The organism is Deinococcus sp. AB2017081 (assembly GCF_034440735.1).
In the GTDB taxonomy this organism is placed as follows: domain Bacteria; phylum Deinococcota; class Deinococci; order Deinococcales; family Deinococcaceae; genus Deinococcus; species Deinococcus rufus.
In genome coordinates, this window is sequence record NZ_CP140098.1 from 3,189,320 (window position 1) to 3,207,350 (window position 18,031).

An 18,031-nucleotide genomic window follows, 5' to 3' on the forward strand; every position below is an offset into this window, starting at 1 on the left:
GTGCGGCTCCTCTCAGAGTGCGGCGGGCGTCCCTGTCAAGGTCGGTTCATGAGTGAACTGAGCCAGCAGGACGCCGTGAAGAAGATCGCCTCGATCATCAAGGACGTGAAGTTCGCGATGCTGACCACCACCACCGCCGAGGGGCACCTGCACTCGCGGCCCATGACGACCCAGCAGACCGAATTTGACGGCGACGTGTGGTTCATCGGCGGCAAGGACACCGAGAGTGTGGCGGACATGCGTACCCGCCCCCAGGTGAACCTCGCCTATGCCAAGCCCGGCGACGGCGAGTACGTGAGTCTCAACGGCACGGCAGAGCTGGTGGAGGACCGCGCCAAGCTCGACGAGCTGTGGAGCGATACCTACAAGGCCTACTTCGAGGGCGGCAAGGACGACCCGAACATCCAGCTGATCAAGATTCACGCGAACGGCGCAGAGTTCTGGGAGAGCGACGGCAAGATCCGCACCCTGTATCAGCTCGCCAAGGGCGCCCTGACCGGACAGCAGGCCCACATGGGTCAGAACGACACCGTCAAACTCTGAGCCGACAGTCAGCAGGCGGGGGGCGGCACTGGCATCGATCCAGTGCCGCCCCCCGCCATAGCCCTGCTCACGTCAGCTCGCCCTCCTCCGGCTCACGCGTCAGGGCAGGCTGCACGGGAGCGTTCCGGCGATCCTGGGCGTCACGGGGATCGCCGCCGGTCGCCGGCGCGCGGGTCAGGCGCACCTCGATGGGCGTGGTGCCGAAATTCAGGCTGCGCTGGGGGAAGGGAATCTCGATGCGGCTCTGATCCATGGCGATCTTGATCCGCCGGTTGAATTCGCGTCCGATCGCAAACTGGCTCTTGGGCTGCACCTTGAACAGCGCCCGCAGGGTCACGCCGTCCGGGGCGAGCTGCGTGACACCCTGCATCTCGGGTTTCTCGAGAAAGAAGTGCTTCCACTCGGCGTCCTCGTAGATCTCGGTGCTGACCTTCTCCAGTACGCGCAGCGCGTCGTTGATGTTCGCCGCGTAGGTCACGTCCACCTCGGCGACCACGCGCGACCAGTCCTTGCTGCTCACGCTGACCGTGTTGATCTGCCCGTTGGGGATGATATGGACGGTGCCGTCCAGGGCGCGCAGGGCCGTGACGCGCAGGTTCACGCTCTCCACGCCGCCCGACAGCTGGCCACTGTTCACGGTGATCACGTCGCCGACCCCGTACTGATCTTCGAGCAGGATAAAAAAGCCCGTGAAGACGTCCTTGATCAGGCTCTGGGCCCCGAAGCCCACGGCCAGACCGAAGACCGACACGCCGGCCAGCAGACCTGCCGGGTTCACACCCAGCGCCTGGAGGCCCGAGATCAGGCCGATCACGACGATGATGACCTTCAGGGTGCTCTCGACGACGCCCTTGAGGGTCTGCAGGCGCACGCTGCGGCGGTTGAACTCCTCGCCCGCCACGATCCGGCGGCTGAGGGTACCGATCAGGTTCCAGGCGATCAGACTCAGGGCCACGATCACGAGGAACTGGCCGGCCGAGTTGCGGAAGCCGCGGACGATGTCCTGGCCCAGGTCGAACAGCACCGGGACGCCCGGCAGGTACGCGATGTGCGTGGCGACGGCCAGCCAGCTGACCACCACCACCAGCACCCACAGGACGTTCAGGCCCCGGCGCAGGTGGGGGCCGACATGCGGATCCAGCACCCGCAGCAGGGCCCGCCCGAAGCGGTACATGGCGTACGCGATCAGCAGGGTCAGGGCCAGGCCCAGCCACACCTGGGGTTTCTGGAGTTGGATCAGGAGTTCAGGCCACATCGGCCGAGGATTCCACATTGCCCGGGTGGGGCCAAGAGGTCAGCGGCCGCTCACGCACCGGGCTGGGCCACCGGCCCGGCGTCCAGCGCCGCCTGAAGGCGGGGAATCAGCCCGGCCTCGTGGGCCCGGGCGGCGCGGAGCAGGGCATTCTTCACGGCGCGGGCGTCGGCGCTGCCGTGGCCGATGAAGGCCAGACCGCGCACGCCGATCAGGATGCTCGCGCCGTAGGTGCTGGGATCCATGCGGTCGGCCAGGCCGCGCAGCGCAGGCCGCACCAGCAGGCCGCCCAGCTTGCCGCGCACGCTGCTCTGGATCGCGTCGCGCACCCAGCCGAACATGACCTTCGCCTCGCCCTCGGCGAGTTTGAGGCAGACGTTCCCGGTGAAGCCGTCGGTGACCACGATGTCGGTGGTGCCCAGGAAGATGTCGCGGCCCTCGATGTTGCCATGGAAGTTGATGCCCCGCCCGTGGAGTGCTCGAAGCAGGGCGTGGGTCTCCAGCACCAGGGCGCTGCCCTTGTGATCCTCCTCGCCGATGCTCAGCAGGCCGACCGTTGGCTGCTCGCGGCCCTCCAGCACCCGCAGGTAGACGGTGGCCAGCTGCGCCCACTGCGCGAGGTACACGGCCCGGACGTCCGCGTTCGCGCCGACGTCCAGCATGGTCGTGAAGCCCCCACGCGCAGGCAGGTGCGTCAGGATGGCGGGCCGGTCGACGCCCTTCAGGCGGCCCAGGGTCAGCAGCGCCGACGCCATGGTCGCGCCCGAGTGGCCCATCGAAACGGCGGCGCTGGCCCGGCCCTCCCGCACCAGACGGGTACAGACATTGATGCTCGCCTGAGCCCGGCTGCGCACGTCGGTGGCGTGTTCGTCCATTCCGATCACGTCGTCGGCGTGCACGACCTCCAGCGGCAGGCTGGCGCTGCCCTCGTGCCGCCCGAGTTCGGCGTGCAGCCGCACCTGATCCCCGACCAGCAGCACGCTCACTCCGGCCCGCGCCGCCTGCACCGCGCCCTCGACATTCGGGGGGGCGCCATGATCGCCCCCTGCCGCGTCCAGCGCCACCGGCAGGGCGGTGCCGGCCGCTCCGGTCAGGTCGGGGTCAACGCTCATCGCTGTCGGTCAGGGTGGCGGAGACGTAGAACGGCCGGTGCTCCGCACCGCGTGAGCCCTCACCCCGCTGGTCACTGCCCCGCTGGTCACTGGGCAGGCGGTAGCCGGGGCGCTCGACGTGCTCGCGGATGTCCTTGAAATCCACGTAGGCGTCGGCAGCGTTGCGCAGCTCGTAGCTGGTCATCTCGGCGATGCTGGCCACCACCACCCGCTTGCCACGGGCCCGCAGCACCTCGACGGGCCGCTCGAAATCCCCGTCGCCGGTCAGCAGCACCGCCGTGTCGTACCGGTCAGCGGTGGTGAGCAGATCCGTGACGATCTCGATGTCCAGGTTCGCGCGTCTGGAGGTCTCGCCGGACTCGTCGGTCGTCTCGCGCAGGGGCCGGGTGCGGACGGTGTAGCCCATGTAGGTCAGGGCGTCTGTGAAGCGCTTCTGCTTGTCGTCCATCGGCACCGGTACCGCCGTGTAGTAGAAGGCGTTGTACACGCTGCCGCCGGCCGAGAAGTACTCCAGGATCTTGCGGTGGTCGAAATTCCAGCCCAGGCGACGGGCGGCGGCGTAGACGTTCGCGCCGTCGATAAAGAGTGCCATGCGTTCCATCTGATCCTCCAGAAATGCGTTCGGCCGGGGGCCGAACGGAACCGATGTCGTGTGAATGGGCCGTATGAGCCGGCCACAGGATAGCGGAGGGCAGTGCGAACGCTCAATCGGCGGGCTCCTCCGGCGCGGCCACCACCTGGGGTCGCCGGACCGGATCGTGCAGGGCTGCCCAGACCTCGGCCCGCAGGGCCGTGAGATCCACCCCGGCGTATACCCCCGGCAGGCGGGCCAGATACGCGTCGGCCTTGTACAGGTTGCGGTGGGCCGTACTGCCGTGCGCCCAGCGCTTGTGCAGGGCCGCCGCCAGCAGGATCAGGGCCTGCAGGAAGTCACGGGACGTGCCGCGTGCCTGGGCCCAGGGGTGCTCCCACGCCTCGTGGGCCTCCCACCACCGTCCAGCGTTGAAGTGCCGGACGCCGTCCAGCCAGTGGGGATCGGTGGCGAGGTCAGTGGGCACACTCCAGGGTACGCCGGGGCCCGGGGGTGGCCCACCGTCCCATGAACGGTGCGTTAGGCTTCTCCCATGCGTCATATAGCCGGGGGGGGTAATCCGGGCGTATAGTGCTGGACATGAAGCCTGTGGAACTCTCAGACAGCACGTTTACCAGCGAGATCAGCGAGGGCCTGACCCTGGTGGATTTCTGGGCCCCGTGGTGCGGCCCCTGCCGGATCATCGCGCCCGTCATCGAGGAGATTGCCGGCCAGTACGAGGGCCGCGTGAAGGTCGCGAAGCTGAACGTCGACGACAATCCTGTCACCCAGGGCCAGTTCCGCGTCATGAGCATTCCGACCCTGATCCTGTTCAAGGACGGCCAGCCGGTCGAGGGGGTCGTGGGGGCCCAGCCCAAACGGGCCTTCGAGGCCCTGCTCGACAAGTACGCCGCCCCTGCGCCGGTGACGGCCGGCACGGAAAGCGTTAGCGTCAACTGAGCCGCAAGGCAGTCGCTTCCCTGTGGGTGCGCGCCACCCGCTGACCGGACACACACGATCCACCGGGGACACCGCTGCCCTCCCGTTCCCTTCAGGATGAACGGGAGGGCAGCAGTGCATGGTTCAGGGGCCGACACCCACGCCATCGGCCCCGGCCTCTACCTGGTGCGCCGCTGACGTGGACGCCGGGGGCGTCCTTCGTGATGGCCTCCCTCAGAACCGGACGATGTCTGGCGGTGTCCACGCATGCATGGCCTCGCCCAGCAGGATCTCGCCGTCGGGCCACTCGCCGTGACCACTCGCCACGTTGATGTGGCCCACGTCCCCGGCCGAGACGAATTCGGCGTCCCAGGCCGCGGCGAAGGCCTGGGCCCGCTCCATGCTGACGTAGGGATCGCTCTCACTGGCGATCACCAGCGCCGGAAACGGCAGGGGCTGCATCGGCGTGGGGGCCATTCCAGCCACGCCGGGATGGGTCGCGTACGTGGAGGTCTGATCGGCGTCGGTCGGGCCGACCAGCACGGCTCCGCGCACGCGCTCGTGCCCGCCGTAGAGACGGGCCCAGTGCACGATCGTCAGCACGCCGCACGAGTGCCCCACCAGCACCAGTTCGCCCGGCGTGGCGTCGATGACGTCCTGGAGCCGGGCCGACCACGCCTCCGGCGTGGGGTGATCTGGATCATCCTGCCGCACGCGGGCGGCCCCGAACTTCTGGGTCCACAGACTCTGCCAGTGTTCCGGGCCACTGTCGCCCAGGCCAGGAACGATCACGAGGTTCACCGAGGTCGCGGTCATACCCCAGCGTATCCCGCCGTGGCCGCGCGGACGGATCGTCGTCACATCATGCGTAGCTGCTGCCCTGGACGGGTTCCACGCGGCCAGGCGACGCGGCGGCCCCGACCGCCGCGCCGTCCTGCTGCAGCCGCACCGTGACCTGCACGCAGTCGCGGCCCCGCGCCTTGGCCCGGTACAGCGCGGCGTCGGCCGATTCCAGCAGGGTCTGCGGCGGCACCGGCACCGTTCCCACCGCCAGCCCCACACTGATGGTGATCGGCACCCCGCCCATGGGCAGGTCGGCCACGCGGGCCCGCAGGGTCTCGCAGAGCTGTCGGGCGGCAGCGGCGTCCATGTCTGGGAGCAGGCACAGGAATTCCTCGCCGCCGTACCGGCCCACCGTGCCGCGCCCGCCCAGATAGCCACGCAACACGTGCGCCACGGTGCGCAGGACGTCGTCTCCCCGCGCGTGTCCATGCTCGTCGTTGACTGCCTTGAAATGATCCACATCGATCAGGGCGACAGCCAGCGCACCGTCCTCGCGCGCGGCACAGGCGTCCAGTCGCCGCATCAGCGACCGGCGGTTCGGCAGGCCCGTCAGGACGTCCTGGTTCGCATCCCACGTCGCCTGCTGGACATGACGCCGCAGCGCGGCGGTGTGTCGGGCCATGAGGGCCTGCACGACCAACAGGGTGGTGCACGCGAACAGCAGCTGGATCAGGGCTGCGGACAGAGCGGCAGAGTCCGGGCCGCCCGCCGTGCCGGGCCACCACGCCAGGGCGCACAGCGCCACGCTGAACACCACCGCTGCGTTGACCAGCGTGGCGGCATGCCGGTTCAGGAGCCAGCCGTTCATGAGCAGCAGCACCACGATCCACGGCAACCCGGTCGCGAGGATCGCGGCGCGCGCCGGCAGGTCAGGTGCCGCGAGCGTGAACGCCAGGCGCGACACGAGGAAGACGTTGCCGCTGATCAGCAGCAACTGATCGATGCGCCCGACAGAACCGCGCACCCACGCCGCTGCGGACAGCGCCGCCAGCACCACGGCCAGCCCCGGCTGCACGACCCGGTCAAAGGAGGTGGTGACCGCTGGGCCCATGAGCACCATCGACACGAGCAGCGCACTCAGGCCCAGGGGCAGGGCCACGCGGTACGTGGAGAGCCGCCCCGATCCACCGTCCGGGCGGAACAGGCCGTCCCCCAGGAAGATAGACCGGCCGGGCATCCTGCCCACAGCAGACCATGGCCGCTCTGACCGCACTCTCACAGCACCGCCGGTCACCGGAGGTGAAGACCGGACATTCGCCGGATCCGGGGGCCACAGGGCGAGCTCCGGCGGCGCGCCGGCACCCAGAACCAGCTGACGCCGCAGGAAACGGGCACCGCGTCTGCCGTCGGCGCCCCCCACCACCGCTCGGGGCCGTCGGCACCGGCAAGGTCAGCGGCAGGCCGACCACAGCACGACAGCCCCCGCCACAGAGGCGGGGGCTGTCTCAGCTGGGTCAGCGACGTGCGTTCAGACGAGTTCGATCAGGGCCATGGTGACCCCGTCTCCCCGGCGGGTGCCGATGCGCAGGATGCGGGTGTACCCACCCTGGCGCTCGGCATAGCGGGGGGCCACCTCGTCCATGACCTTGCGCACGACGGCGTTGTCTTGGATATCGCGGGCGACGAGGCGACGGGCGTGCAGGTCGCCACCCTTGGCGGTGGTGATCAGTTTCTCGACGTAGGGGCGCAGCTCCTTGGCCTTCGTGAGGGTCGTCTGGATACGGCCCTCGCGCAGCAGGGCGGTCGCCTGGGCACGGGCCAGGGCGACGCGGGCACTGCTGTTGCGGTTGAGCTTGCGTCCGGCTTTACCGTGGCGCATGGTGGGTCTCCTTGGGGGTCAGACGGTGTCCGTCTGCTGGGGGTGGGGTTCGGTGGCCCGCTCTCGGGTGGCAGACGCCACCGTCTGTCAGTCGCGCAGGGCGAGACCGAACTGGGCGAGTTGCTGTTTGATCTCGTCGAGGCTGCGCTCGCCGATGCCCGGCACCTTCTTCAGGTCGCGGTCGCTCAGGGCACACAGGGCGTCCACCGAGTCGATGCCTTCTTCCTTCAGCGAGTGCAGCACGCGGGTGGTGAGACCCAGGCCTTCCAGCGTCACGCGGGGGCTGTCCATCTCGGCCGGGTAGTCCCCGGGGTTGAGGTTCAGCGACGCGGGCGTGGGGGGCAGGTCGTACACGTTCGCCTGGGGCACGGGCGCGGGCGTGTAGACCGGCGGCTGGTACTCGGGCGCCAGGGCCGGGAGGGTCTCCACGTTGCCGAACACGGTCAGTTCGTCACGCAGGATCTCCACGGCCTTGTCCAGGGCGTCCTGGGGGCTGGCGCTGCCGTCGGTCCAGACGCGCAGGATCAGGCGATCCAGGTCGGTCTGCTGGCCCACGCGGGTGTTCTCCACGTGGTAGGCCACGCGGCGCACCGGCGAGAACACGGCATCGACCGGAATGCTGTTGATGCGGTCTTTGGTCGCGTGCTTGTCGGCGGGCACGTAGCCCTCGCCTTCTTCCACGCGCACTTCCATGACCAGCTTGCCGTCCTCGGCCAGGGTCGCGATGACCAGATCCGGGTTGACGATCTCGGCGTCGGACGGCACCTCGAAGGCGCTCGCCCGCACGACTCCCTCACCCTGCGCGCGCAGCGTCAGGGTCTTGGGGCCGGTGGCATGAAACTTCACGACGAGTTCCTTGAGGTTCAGGATGAGCTGGATGACATCTTCCTTGACGCCAGGGATGGTGGAGAACTCGTGCAGCACGTCCTCGATGTACACGGACGTGACGGCCGTGCCGGGGATCGAGGACATCAGGATGCGCCGGATGGGGTTCCCGATGGTGACGCCGTAACCGCGCGTGAGCGGTTCCAGGACGAACTCGCCGTAATCGCCGTCCACGCGGGCTTTGAGTTGAGGGCGCTTTTGATCCACTGGGGCCTCCTGAATTAGCGCGAGTAGTACTCGATGATGAAGTTCTCGTTGATCGGCAGCGCCAGATCCTCGCGTGCGGGCAGGCGGGAGAAGGTGCCGGTGAAGTTGTCGGGGTTCAGTTCCACCCAGGGCGCGACGCGGCGGCGCTTCTGCGCTTCCATGTTCTCCTGGATGAAGCCCATGCTGCGGCTGCCCTCGGCCACGGTCAGCTCGTCGCCGATCTTGACGCGGTAGCTGGGCACGTCGACCTTCTTGCCGTTCACGAGGATGTGGCCGTGACCGACGAACTGACGGGCCTGACGGCGGGTGCTGGCGAAGCCCATGCGGAACACGACGTTGTCCAGGCGGCGTTCGAGCAGCTGCAGGAACACCGTGCCGGTCACGCCGGGGACGTTGGCCGCTTCCTCGAAGAGGTTGCGGAACTGCTTCTCACCCATGCCGTACAGGCGGGCGAGCTTCTGCTTCTCGCGCAGACGGACGCTGTAGTCGCTCGGACGACCGCGACCGCGGCGCTGGCCGTGCTGGCCGGGCGCATAGGGGCGCTTGTCCAGGTACTTCTGGACTTTCTCGGTTTCGGCGAGGTTGATCCCCTCGCGGCGACTCTGTTTGGTGATGGAACCACGGAAACGACCCATTCAAATTCTCCTCTGTGCGGCGCAGGCCGCGTGCGGCCCGGCACCGGGTCTGCCGCCCTCTGGTGCCCGCCTCCGTTCGCCTGTGGTGGGGCTCATGTCCGCACGGACAGTGGAGGCGGGGCAGGTGGGCAGCGGCAATGCGCTTAGGCGCGGAACTTCTTCTTCGGGCGGCAGCCGTTGTGCGGCACGGGGGTGTCGTCCATGATGGACTTCACTTCAATGCCCGACGCCTGGATGGCGCGGATGGCCTGCTCGCGGCCGGAGCCGCTGCCCCGCACCACGACGTCCACAGCCGCCATACCGAAGGTCTGCTGGGCCTTCTTCACCGCGTCGGCGGCGGCGAGCTGGGCCGCGTAGGGCGTGCCCTTCTTGCTGCCCTTGTAACCGATCGTCCCGCCGCTGCTCCAGGCAACGCTGTTGCCGTCGAGGTCGGTGATGGTGACGATGGTGTTGTTGTAGCTGGCGTGCACGTAGGCACGGCCAGCGCTGATGTTGCGCCGGGCGCGGCGCGGAGTCTTGCCCTTGGTGGATTTCGCCATGGCTTACTTCCTCGTGGCCTTTTTCTTGCCGGCGACGGTCTTGCGCGGTCCCTTGCGGGTGCGGGCGTTCGTCTTGGTGCGCTGGCCGCGCACGGGCAGGCCGCGGCGGTGACGCAGGCCACGGTACGCGCCGATGTCCATCAGACGCTTGATGTTCTGACCGACCTCGCTGCGCAGGTCACCCTCGACCTTGTAGGTCTTCTCGATGGCCTCACGCAGGGTGCTCTGTTCCGCTTCGGTCAGGTTCTTGGTGCGGGTGTCGGGGTTGATCCCCGTGCGCGCCAGGACTTCCTTGCTGCGGGTCAGGCCGATGCCGTAGATGTAGGTCAGCGCGATCTCGATGCGCTTCTCGCGGGGCAGGTCAACGCCAGCTACGCGCGCCATATCAGCCCTGCCTCTGCTTGTGCTTGACGTTGGTGCAGATGACCAGCACGCGCCCATGGCGGCGGATCACCTTGCAGTTGTCGCACATCTTCTTGACACTGCTCCGAACTTTCATGTGTCCTCCTCGCGCCGCCACACCAATCGTGGTGCTGACTGGCAGCGCTCGACCCCCCACCCACCTCGGTCGGGTGGGGAATCTGTTGGGTACTTCCGCCCGTCGGTTACTTGCGGTAGACGATGCGCCCACGCGTGGTGTCGTAGGGGCTGATTTCCAGAACCACACGGTCGCCGGGCAGGATGCGGATGTAGTGGATACGCATCTTCCCGCTGATGTACGCCAGGATGTCGTGCCCCGTATCCAGCTTTACCCGGAAGGTCGTGTTGGGCAGCGCTTCTTCCACGACGCCCTCGGCACGTACGGTGTCATCTTCCTTCTTGACGCGTTTTTCCCGCTGTTCCGGCATTTTTCGTCTCGCCACGCAACCTCCAGGCTTGATACAAGCCAAACGTAAAGGTATCACGCCCCTGTCCGGGTGGTCAAATGCGGCTCACAGTTGTCAGACCGCCGTGCCGCGCGACCCGTTCAGCTCGACCTGCCGGAGGGCTGGCCATCCAGCACGGTGCGCCAGAACGCCACCGATGCACGTTCGTAGAGCAGCCCCATGTCCAGCGGATCCTGCCCAGTCATGTGTGAACCCCCACCGGACGCCGCAATGGTCTCGTAGATGGCCAGGCGCTGCTGGTGCAGTTCCAGCTGTCCGGCCGCCAGCCGGCCCACCGTCCCCGGCGTGGCCTGTGCACTGAAGAAGAGTTTCAGCAGGCCCTCGTCACGCAGTTCGGGCTGACCGGCAGGGGTGTCCAGCCACGCGCGCAGGACGGCGCGGCCCGCCGGGGTGACGGTGTATACGCGCCGCCGCCGACCGCTGTCCTCCTGCTGGGCCTCCAGCAGGCCCAGGTCGGCCAGTCGCTGTGGTTCGGCATACAGCTGTGACCGGGGAAACGTCCAGAAGTACCCCACCGACGTGTCTGCCCAGCGCTTGAGGTCGTACGACGTGCCACCGCCGCAGCCGCCCAGCAACCCCAGGACGATGTATGCGGACGGGCCGAGCGTTGCATCACTCACCGTTCCAGTGTACAGTCACACCAGACCGTCCAGAGTAGACCATTCAGAGTGGACGGACAGGAGGTTGCCGATGCCCAGCCCCACCCGCCTGACTGCCGAGATCGAGGGATCCTTCGTCGTCTTCATGATCGGCGCCCGGATCAACCAGCCGTGGAACGTGCCGGCATGGCTGCCGGTCGTCCGCGCCATGCCGCGCATGCTCAGCGAACTGCAGCGGCACCCGGAACTGGGGTTGCTGGGGGGCCAGGGGCACGGCACCACGCTGATCCAGTACTGGCGCAGCGCCGAGCACCTGCAGGCGTACGCCCAGGCCCGTGACCGCGAGCACCTGCCTGCGTGGCGGGCGTTCTACCGCGCGGCCCGCCGCTCCCCCAGCGCCGTGGGGATCTGGCACGAGACCTACCACGTCGAGGCCGGCGCCTACGAGACCGTGTACTACGCCATGCCACCCTTCGGCCTCGGGCGGGTGGGCACGCTGGTGCCAGCGACCGGCCGGCGCGAGAGCGCCAGGGGGCGAATGGGGCAGGCGGCCGACTGACAGCGGTGTTCAGTTCCACCCCGGGGCTGAACGGATGCCCCTCACTTCCACGTCCAACCGCTGCCGTGTCCGTCACTCGCTCCGCTCGGTTCAGGGGGAGTGAGGGAACCCCTCACTCCCCCTGCAACCTGCTGTGCCCCCCGGACGGAGCGCCCTCTGCACCGCCGGCATCGTCCACTCCCGGCCGGGGATCCGATCGCCGCCGCTCAGAACACGCGGGCCTGGCGGCGGGCGAGTTCAAACCCGTGCCCGTCCCGGTTCACGCACCGGACACCCGTCACCGCCGAGGAGCAGCGCAGCCCGTGCCAATTCCAGACCTGACCGTAGGCCAGCACGGGCAACCGGGGATCAGCGACGGTGTCCCCGTGGCAGACCCAGGTGGCCCGCCCGGTGGCCGACAGGGACAGGGCGTCCCCGAAGTCCAGCGGGCAGTCTTCCCTGGGTGGAGCGCGGAAGCTGGCCCCCATGACGTCGCAGCGGACCGTGGCCGCCTGCCCGCTGGCCGGGTCGGCGGCCTGCGCCTGGCAGTGCAGCCGCCCGGAGGGCAGCTGGAACCCGGTGGGGGTCATGCCCTGGGCCGCAGCGGCACCGGAGAGCGACAGCAGGAGGCCCAGCACTGGCCCCCTCATCCCGCCGCCCCACCGCGCACGACCAGGCCCTGCTCGCCCGCCCACGTGCTCACGTCGTCGCCGCGGATGGCGGCGGCCATCAGACCGGGGAAGTGATCCGGGGTGCACGCAAAGGCGGGAATGCCCATACCGGCGAAGGCGCGGGCCACGCCGTGGTCGTAGCTCGGCGCGCCCTCGTCCGACAGGGCCAGCAGGGCGACGACCTGCACGCCACTGTCCTTCAGCGTGCGGGCACGGGCCAGCATCTCGCGCTCGTTCCCGCCCTCGTACAGGTCGGAGATCAGGACCATGACGGTCTGCTCGGGTCGCTGGATCACGCCCTGGCAGTAGGCCAGCGCCCGGTTGATGTCGGTGCCGCCGCCCAGCTGGATGCCGTACAGGACGTCCACCGGGTCGTCCAGATGTTCGCTGAGATCCACGACCCCGGTGTCGAACACGACCACGCGGGTGCTGACAGCGGGGAGGGACGCCAGCACCGCGCCGAACACACCGGCGTACACGACGCTGGACGCCATGCTGCCCGACTGGTCAAGACACAGGACGATGTCACGCAGCGAGCGGCGTTTGCGGCCCATGCCGATCAGGCGCTCGGGAATCACGGTGTTCCGGTCGGGCTGATACGTCTTCAGGTTGGCGCGGATGGTGCGATCCCAGTCGATCTCGGCGGGGCGGGGGCGGAAGTTGCGCTGGGCGCGGTTCAGGCTGCCACTCACGGCGGCGCGGGTGGGTTCCTCCAGGCGGCGCGTCAGGTCGTCCACGACCCTTCTCACCACGGCGCGGGCGGCGTCCTTCGCCTTCTCGGGCATCACGCCCTTCAGGGTCAGCAGCGTGCCCACGAGGTTCACGTCCGGCTCCACACCCTCCAGCATCTCCGGTTCGAACAGGAGCTGCTGGAGGTTCAATCTCTCGATGGCGTCGCCCTGCATGACGCGCACCACATCTGACGGGAAGAACTCGCGCAGATCCGCGAGCCAGCGGGCGACCTTCGGGGCACTCGCGCCCAGCCCGCCCCGCCGGGCACCGGGGTCGGCATCGTACAGGCCGCCCAGGGCCTCGTCCAGGCGACGGTCGAGCACTCCCAGTTCAGCCGTCGTGTCGCCCGCCGCCGCCAGACCGTCAGCGTCGCCGCCGCCCAGCACGAGGCGCCAGCGCCGCCGCCGTTCGACATCGGCCAGCGTCACAGAGGTCGACCCACAGCACGCGGAGACCAGATCGTCCATTCTGTCATACACAGAATCATAACACTCCATTCTGAACATTGCGGCCGAGCAGCGGAATCACCTCGGCCTCGGGCACCGGGCGCGAGAACAGGTAGCCCTGGACATGGGTGCAGCCGAGCGCCACCAGCTCATCATATTGCTCGGCGGTCTCCACACCCTCGGCCACGAGTTCCAGGCCCAGGGTCGCAGTGACGGTCACCATGGCCGAGATCAGGGTGCGCACATAGCGCCGCCGCGGCCGATCCACGACGCCCGTGAGATCGGCGACGAACACCCGGTCGATCTTGACGACACCGACCGGCAGCTCGTTGAGCCGTGACAGGGACGCGAATCCCGTCCCGAAGTCGTCCAGTGACAGCCGCACGCCCAGCGCCCGGACGGTCTCCACGCTGCGTTCGACATGCAGGCGGCCCCGCAGGTCGATGCCCTCGGTGACCTCCAGTTCCAGCGCCGAAGCCGGCAGGCCGGCGCGGGCCAGTTCCCGCTCCACCATCTGCGCGAACTGGGGCTGCATGAGCTGGAGCGGCGAGACGTTCACCGCCACCCGCACGGCCGCGAATCCCGCCGACTGCCAGCGGGCCGCCGCTGCCAGCGCCTCGCAGAGCACCCACTCGCCCAGCGACGTGATCAGACCGGCGTCCTCCGCAATCGAAATGAACACGTCCGGCCCGACCACCCCGAAGTCGGGGTGCCGCCAGCGCACCAGCGCCTCCAGACACACCGGACGGCCGGTGGATACCGTGCAGATCGGCTGGAACTCCACGTACAGCTGCCCGCGTTCCTGGGCGTGCCGGAGTTCGCGTTCCAGCAGTTGCCGGCGCTCGTCCTGATCCATCAGGTGGCCGCTGTAGAGCCGGACGCCGTTCTTCCCACTGCGCTTGACGGCATACATGGCGCGGTCGGCCCTCAGCAGCAGGTCGCGGGCATCCGTGGCGTCCTGCGGACATCGGGCGACCCCCACGCTGACACTCAGGCGCAGGTCCTGTCCGGCCACACTGAAGGTCGCCACCATGGCCTCCACGACCCGCTGGGCAACCCCTGCGACCTCCCGCAGGTCGTCGCCCGGCACGACCATCACGAATTCATCGCCACTGACGCGTGCCACACCGCCGCGTGGAGGCGACAGCGCCCACAACCGCTGCGCCACCAGCCGCAGCGTCTCGTCCCCGGTCGCGTGCCCCAGCGTGTCGTTGATCGCCTTGAAGCCGTCCAGATCCAGGAAGAGCACGGCGAAGGGCTCCCCACCGGCCACGCGCTCCAGCAGATCCTCGTCCAGAAACGCGCGGTTGTGCAGGCCGGTCAGGGGATCGACGAACGCCCGGCGCGTCAGGGCCGCGTTGTCTTCCCGGGTGCGGTGCAGCGTGGCGCGCAGCGTGTTCACCATCCGGGCGCCGAGCACCACGCCCAGGCTGCTCAGGGCCAGCTGGCCCAGTCCGAACCACACCTCTGGCCGCACCAGGGCACTGGCTGGCGTCAGCGCGTATGCGCCGGTCAGGGCCAGCAGGGCGAACGGCAGGGCTGTACTCATGCGGTGGGCCAGCGCCGAGGTCCGCATGCTCGCCTCGATCATCGGCATGGTCAGCACCCAGCCCATCAGGGTCGCGAGGTCGATCAGGATGCGCTCGGTGGTACCCACCACGAACAGCGCCACGCCCAGCCGGGCCAGCAGGAACGCGATGTTCGCCACGAGCATGAGCGAGATCACCGGCCGGCGGCCCACCCCCAGCCCGGTGGCGATCCCCAGCGCCAGCATGGTGGCCAGGATCGCGGTGCCCAGCACCCAGTCGACGGGCTGGAAATACCCGGGCATCTGCAGCCCCTGGGCCAGCGAGATCACGTGGCCCAGCGTGCCCGCCACGAGGATCACCCAGACCGCGACCCGGCCACGACCCGCATCGTCCCGCATTGAGGGCAACGCTGTCGGGACCGTCGGTGCAGGCATGGACGTCGGCTCGGGAAGGTCGGTCATAGGTGCAGAGGTGGTCAGAACCAGTCTCAGAGTACGCCGGCGCCTCAACGCTCCTCTTACATTTTCAGCACGGTGGTTTTCATCACAATTCAGCGGCGTCCATGGTTCTGCGGGGGCTCCACGCCAGTCCATGCAGATCTCGCCCCGGATTCATGCGGTCGACACACCCAGCAGCCGCAGCACCACCGGCACAGCCCGCCGCGCCCGTTCCCCGTCCAGGACGTGCTGCACGCGCCGGCCAGGGGCACCGCCCTCCCGCAGCGCCTCCCCGATCTGCCGCCGCTCCGGCTTCTCGAAGCGGGAAAACACCCGCCGCAGCAGCGGCAGCGTCTCCTGGAACACGTCCGCGTCGAGCGTGGTCAGCCAGCCGTCGAGCAGGCCCAGCAGCGCCGGGTCGTGGACGAGCAGCGCGCCGCTGTCGCCCAGGAAGCCGTCCAGCCACGCCGTGACCTCCAGCGGCACGCCCGCACCCAGCGCGAGGCCCAGGCGGCGCTCGATCTCCGTGCCGTCCAGCACGGCCGCGTCCCTCAACCGGCGCACCGCGTCGCCGTTCAGCAACGGGTGCGTGTCGTCCCGGTCGGCCACGCGCGCCAGGGCCACGTGCCACTCGGCCGTCACCGCTCCGTCGTCCAGCAAACGCACCGCGCTGTCCGCCGCGTTCACGAGCCCGCGCAGGGTGGCCGCCGCGTCGTCCGCGAGACCCACCGCCGCCAGCGGCAGGCCCACGCCCGCCCGCGTGAGCAGCGTCCGGAACGTCGCCCCGGCCAGCGCGTTCGACCCGCCGTCCCGGCCGCGCACGTCGCCGTAGCGGGCCAGCCGCGCCAGCGGCGGCAGGGCCTCCAGCAGGTCGCTCACATCCGCGTTGCCCGCCGCCCGCGCGTCCAGCGCCGCCAGCGCCACCGGCAGCGCGCCGGTCAGGTCGGCATAGCGCACGGCCTCCAGCAGCGTCGTGAGTTCCGCCAGCGTGCCCGCCCCCCGCGCCGACTCCACCGCCACCGCCGTCGCCGCGTCCATCACCGTCTGCCCGCTGCGGCTCGCCTCGACCAGCCGCACGCTGAACTCCGGCTTCCACGCCAGCGCCCACGCCTCCTTGAAGGTGCCGCGCCCGCCCGCGTACCGCTCCTGCGCCCACGGTACGCCCAGCATGTTCAGGCGGTGGAACAGCGCGCTGCGCGCCAGATCGTTGTCGGCGCGCAGGTCGAGGGTCAGCTCCGTCTGCTCGGGCTGCACCTTCAGCCGCAGGCTCTTCTGGAGTTTCGCCAGATCCTGCGCCAGCGGCACCGTCGGCACGCCCTCCGGCACCTCGCCCAGCGCCTCGCCCACGATCAGCTGCCGCTCGATCAGCCGCAGGGGCAGGTCACTGTCCCACCCGAACACGCTCAGGGCCGCCTCGTTCAGCTCGTCCAGGCCCGGCAGCGCCCGCCCGCGCAGGGCCGCCAGGGTGTTCGCCAGCCGCGTCGACTCGATCACGGACGCGCTGCTCGCCTCCAGCCGCTGCTCGCGCAGCAGCCGCGCCACCCGCGCGAACCAGCGTTCCGTCACGTCCCGCCGCGTCGTGAACAGGTGATGGTAGTACCCCGGCGACCGCACGCCCGCCCCGTAGCCACTGCCCGTGCTGAGGCGACCGTGCGTCCACGGCACCCAGGTCAGCGTGACCTTCGCCTTCGGCAGGCCCTTCAGCAGCGCCGCGTCATCCTTCGCCTTGAAGGCGTGTACGTCCAGCACGGGCGCGTGCCACGCCCCGCAGACCACCGCCACGCGCTGCGCTCCATCCTTCAGCGCCGCGCGGATCGCCTGCCGCATGCACGCCTCGCGCTGCGCCTCCCGGCCCGACGCGGGCGGGGCGTCCGCCCGCACAGCCCGCATGGCCTCCAGCACAGCCTCGAAGACATCGAAGTCGTCGCCCCGCGCCTCGACCAGCGTTTCCCACCAGCGCTCGAAATCGGCGTACCCCGCTGCCTCGGCCAGCACCCGCAGGGGGTCGCTGTGCAGGTCGTCCGACTCGTCCTCCTCCCGCTCGCCTGCCAATGTGGCCGACGCCGGAAGATCCATGAACCGCGCCGACACGCCCGCCCGCGCCGCCCAGCGGAACGCCACGAACTCCGGACTGAAAGCCGCAAACGGCCAGAACGACGCTTTAGCAGGATCGTCGTTCACGTAGCCCAGCAACGCCACAGGCGGTGTCATCTCCGCCTGCGCCAGGAACGGCAGCACGGCATCCGCATCGGACGGCCCCTCGACCAGCACCACGTCTGGATTGAGCTGCGACAGCGCATGCTCCAGCGACCGCGCACTGCCAGGGCCATGATGACGGATAGGGAAAATGGAGAGGTCAGCCATCGTGGGAATCAGTATGGTTCTGCACTTCTCGTAATCTGAGCGTCGTGCGGATCGTCACAGCGAAGTCCTGAAAGCCGGACGCCTCGAATTCCATCAGCCACGTTCCCTCGAATATCACCGGCAAGCCGTGCTCGGTCAACGTCCCGAAAGTGATGCGGGTGATGTCCACCGGGTTATGCGCGCCAACGAAGTAGACCGAACCGTCAATGTAGCCGGGTTCCGGGTTGACAGGGAAGGTGAAGGTCTGTCCCGCCAGCACATCCAGGTTCAGACTGGGCAGATCGATGAAGTCCAGTCGCAGGGGGGATTCGAAGGTCAGCGGTTCATAGTCTTCTGACGCCTCGTCGTTATTGGGGTTGGGCAGTTCGAACGGCGCGAAGTGCACCTCGCAGTTCGCAGTGTGGCGGCCTTCCAGTTGAGGGCCCTGGAAGAGCTCGGCGTACAGCGGTCGTAATTGATCAACGGGGAAAACAGCGTCCATGA

General features: G+C 69.0%; 22 protein-coding genes. 3 read left to right on the forward strand and 19 right to left on the reverse strand.

What is annotated here, in order from left to right; genetic code table 11:
- Nucleotides 1–48 precede the first annotated feature (48 nt).
- Complete coding sequence (locus U2P90_RS15610) at nt 49–543, forward strand: pyridoxamine 5'-phosphate oxidase family protein (RefSeq protein WP_295818183.1); 495 nt, start codon at nt 49–51, stop codon at nt 541–543.
- A gap of 67 nt (nt 544–610) precedes the next feature.
- Here U2P90_RS15610 and U2P90_RS15615 read toward each other — a convergent pair whose 3' ends face one another.
- The 4 genes from U2P90_RS15615 to U2P90_RS15630 form a co-directional block, all read right to left on the reverse strand.
- Nucleotides 611–1,798 (reverse strand): mechanosensitive ion channel family protein, encoded by a 1,188-nt coding sequence (locus tag U2P90_RS15615; RefSeq protein WP_295818186.1) that lies wholly within the window; start codon nt 1,796–1,798, stop codon nt 611–613.
- A 50-nt stretch (nt 1,799–1,848) separates the two neighbouring features.
- On the reverse strand, nt 1,849–2,907 hold the full coding sequence (gene plsX, locus U2P90_RS15620) for a phosphate acyltransferase PlsX (RefSeq protein WP_322472845.1): 1,059 nt from the start codon (nt 2,905–2,907) through the stop codon (nt 1,849–1,851).
- Nucleotides 2,897–3,508: an NYN domain-containing protein gene (locus tag U2P90_RS15625; protein ID WP_295818191.1), complete on the reverse strand. Its 612-nt coding sequence runs from the start codon at nt 3,506–3,508 to the stop codon at nt 2,897–2,899. The genes plsX and U2P90_RS15625 overlap by 11 nt, the downstream gene beginning before the upstream one ends.
- Before the next feature lie 103 nt (nt 3,509–3,611).
- Complete coding sequence (locus U2P90_RS15630; protein ID WP_322472846.1) at nt 3,612–3,965, reverse strand: DUF309 domain-containing protein; 354 nt, start codon at nt 3,963–3,965, stop codon at nt 3,612–3,614.
- A gap of 113 nt (nt 3,966–4,078) precedes the next feature.
- On the opposite strand from U2P90_RS15630, the gene trxA reads away from it, so the two are divergent.
- Nucleotides 4,079–4,438, forward strand: coding sequence for a thioredoxin (trxA, locus tag U2P90_RS15635; RefSeq protein WP_295818196.1), 360 nt, complete (start codon nt 4,079–4,081; stop codon nt 4,436–4,438).
- A 213-nt stretch (nt 4,439–4,651) separates the two neighbouring features.
- On the opposite strand, the gene U2P90_RS15640 is transcribed toward trxA, so the two are convergent.
- The 10 genes from U2P90_RS15640 to U2P90_RS15685 all read right to left on the reverse strand — a co-directional run bounded on the left by U2P90_RS15640 (nt 4,652) and on the right by U2P90_RS15685 (nt 10,852).
- Nucleotides 4,652–5,233, reverse strand: a complete 582-nt coding sequence (locus U2P90_RS15640; protein ID WP_322472847.1) for an RBBP9/YdeN family alpha/beta hydrolase — start codon at nt 5,231–5,233, stop codon at nt 4,652–4,654.
- Nucleotides 5,234–5,279: 46 nt separating this feature from the next.
- Entirely contained in the window at nt 5,280–6,437 is a 1,158-nt protein-coding gene (locus U2P90_RS15645) for a GGDEF domain-containing protein (RefSeq protein ID WP_322472848.1), read from the reverse strand.
- A 291-nt stretch (nt 6,438–6,728) separates the two neighbouring features.
- Nucleotides 6,729–7,079 carry a 50S ribosomal protein L17 gene (gene rplQ, locus U2P90_RS15650; protein WP_295818205.1) on the reverse strand — a complete coding sequence of 117 codons (351 nt, stop codon included), beginning with the start codon at nt 7,077–7,079 and terminating at the stop codon, nt 6,729–6,731.
- An 87-nt stretch (nt 7,080–7,166) separates the two neighbouring features.
- Nucleotides 7,167–8,171: a DNA-directed RNA polymerase subunit alpha gene (locus tag U2P90_RS15655; RefSeq protein ID WP_322472849.1), complete on the reverse strand. Its 1,005-nt coding sequence runs from the start codon at nt 8,169–8,171 to the stop codon at nt 7,167–7,169.
- 14 nt (nt 8,172–8,185) lie between these two features.
- Nucleotides 8,186–8,806: a 30S ribosomal protein S4 gene (rpsD, locus tag U2P90_RS15660; RefSeq protein ID WP_295818209.1), complete on the reverse strand. Its 621-nt coding sequence runs from the start codon at nt 8,804–8,806 to the stop codon at nt 8,186–8,188.
- 143 nt (nt 8,807–8,949) lie between these two features.
- On the reverse strand, nt 8,950–9,345 hold the full coding sequence (rpsK, locus tag U2P90_RS15665) for a 30S ribosomal protein S11 (RefSeq protein WP_295818214.1): 396 nt from the start codon (nt 9,343–9,345) through the stop codon (nt 8,950–8,952).
- Nucleotides 9,346–9,348: 3 nt separating this feature from the next.
- Nucleotides 9,349–9,729 (reverse strand): 30S ribosomal protein S13, encoded by a 381-nt coding sequence (gene rpsM, locus U2P90_RS15670; RefSeq protein WP_295818216.1) that lies wholly within the window; start codon nt 9,727–9,729, stop codon nt 9,349–9,351.
- Nucleotide 9,730: 1 nt separating this feature from the next.
- Complete coding sequence (gene rpmJ, locus U2P90_RS15675) at nt 9,731–9,844, reverse strand: 50S ribosomal protein L36 (protein ID WP_019012075.1); 114 nt, start codon at nt 9,842–9,844, stop codon at nt 9,731–9,733.
- A gap of 106 nt (nt 9,845–9,950) precedes the next feature.
- Nucleotides 9,951–10,193, reverse strand: a complete 243-nt coding sequence (gene infA, locus U2P90_RS15680; protein ID WP_136390123.1) for a translation initiation factor IF-1 — start codon at nt 10,191–10,193, stop codon at nt 9,951–9,953.
- Nucleotides 10,194–10,312: 119 nt separating this feature from the next.
- Nucleotides 10,313–10,852 carry a PadR family transcriptional regulator gene (locus U2P90_RS15685; protein WP_322472850.1) on the reverse strand — a complete coding sequence of 180 codons (540 nt, stop codon included), beginning with the start codon at nt 10,850–10,852 and terminating at the stop codon, nt 10,313–10,315.
- A 70-nt stretch (nt 10,853–10,922) separates the two neighbouring features.
- Between U2P90_RS15685 and U2P90_RS15690 the strand changes: the two genes are divergently transcribed.
- Nucleotides 10,923–11,390 (forward strand): DUF4188 domain-containing protein, encoded by a 468-nt coding sequence (locus U2P90_RS15690; protein ID WP_295818222.1) that lies wholly within the window; start codon nt 10,923–10,925, stop codon nt 11,388–11,390.
- 206 nt (nt 11,391–11,596) lie between these two features.
- Here U2P90_RS15690 and U2P90_RS15695 read toward each other — a convergent pair whose 3' ends face one another.
- The 5 genes from U2P90_RS15695 to U2P90_RS15715 form a co-directional block, all read right to left on the reverse strand.
- Nucleotides 11,597–12,007 (reverse strand): DUF6636 domain-containing protein, encoded by a 411-nt coding sequence (locus tag U2P90_RS15695; RefSeq protein WP_322472851.1) that lies wholly within the window; start codon nt 12,005–12,007, stop codon nt 11,597–11,599.
- Nucleotides 12,008–12,015: 8 nt separating this feature from the next.
- Nucleotides 12,016–13,200, reverse strand: a complete 1,185-nt coding sequence (locus U2P90_RS15700; RefSeq protein WP_322472852.1) for a VWA domain-containing protein — start codon at nt 13,198–13,200, stop codon at nt 12,016–12,018.
- Between the two features lie 55 nt (nt 13,201–13,255).
- A complete protein-coding gene (locus tag U2P90_RS15705; RefSeq protein WP_322472853.1) occupies nt 13,256–15,145 on the reverse strand; it encodes a putative bifunctional diguanylate cyclase/phosphodiesterase in 1,890 nt (629 codons plus the stop codon).
- A 213-nt stretch (nt 15,146–15,358) separates the two neighbouring features.
- Nucleotides 15,359–17,548 carry a DUF5682 family protein gene (locus U2P90_RS15710; protein ID WP_322472854.1) on the reverse strand — a complete coding sequence of 730 codons (2,190 nt, stop codon included), beginning with the start codon at nt 17,546–17,548 and terminating at the stop codon, nt 15,359–15,361.
- Nucleotides 17,541–18,029, reverse strand: a complete 489-nt coding sequence (locus U2P90_RS15715; protein WP_295818232.1) for a hypothetical protein — start codon at nt 18,027–18,029, stop codon at nt 17,541–17,543. The genes U2P90_RS15710 and U2P90_RS15715 overlap by 8 nt, the downstream gene beginning before the upstream one ends.
- Between the last annotated feature and the right edge of the window lie 2 nt (nt 18,030–18,031).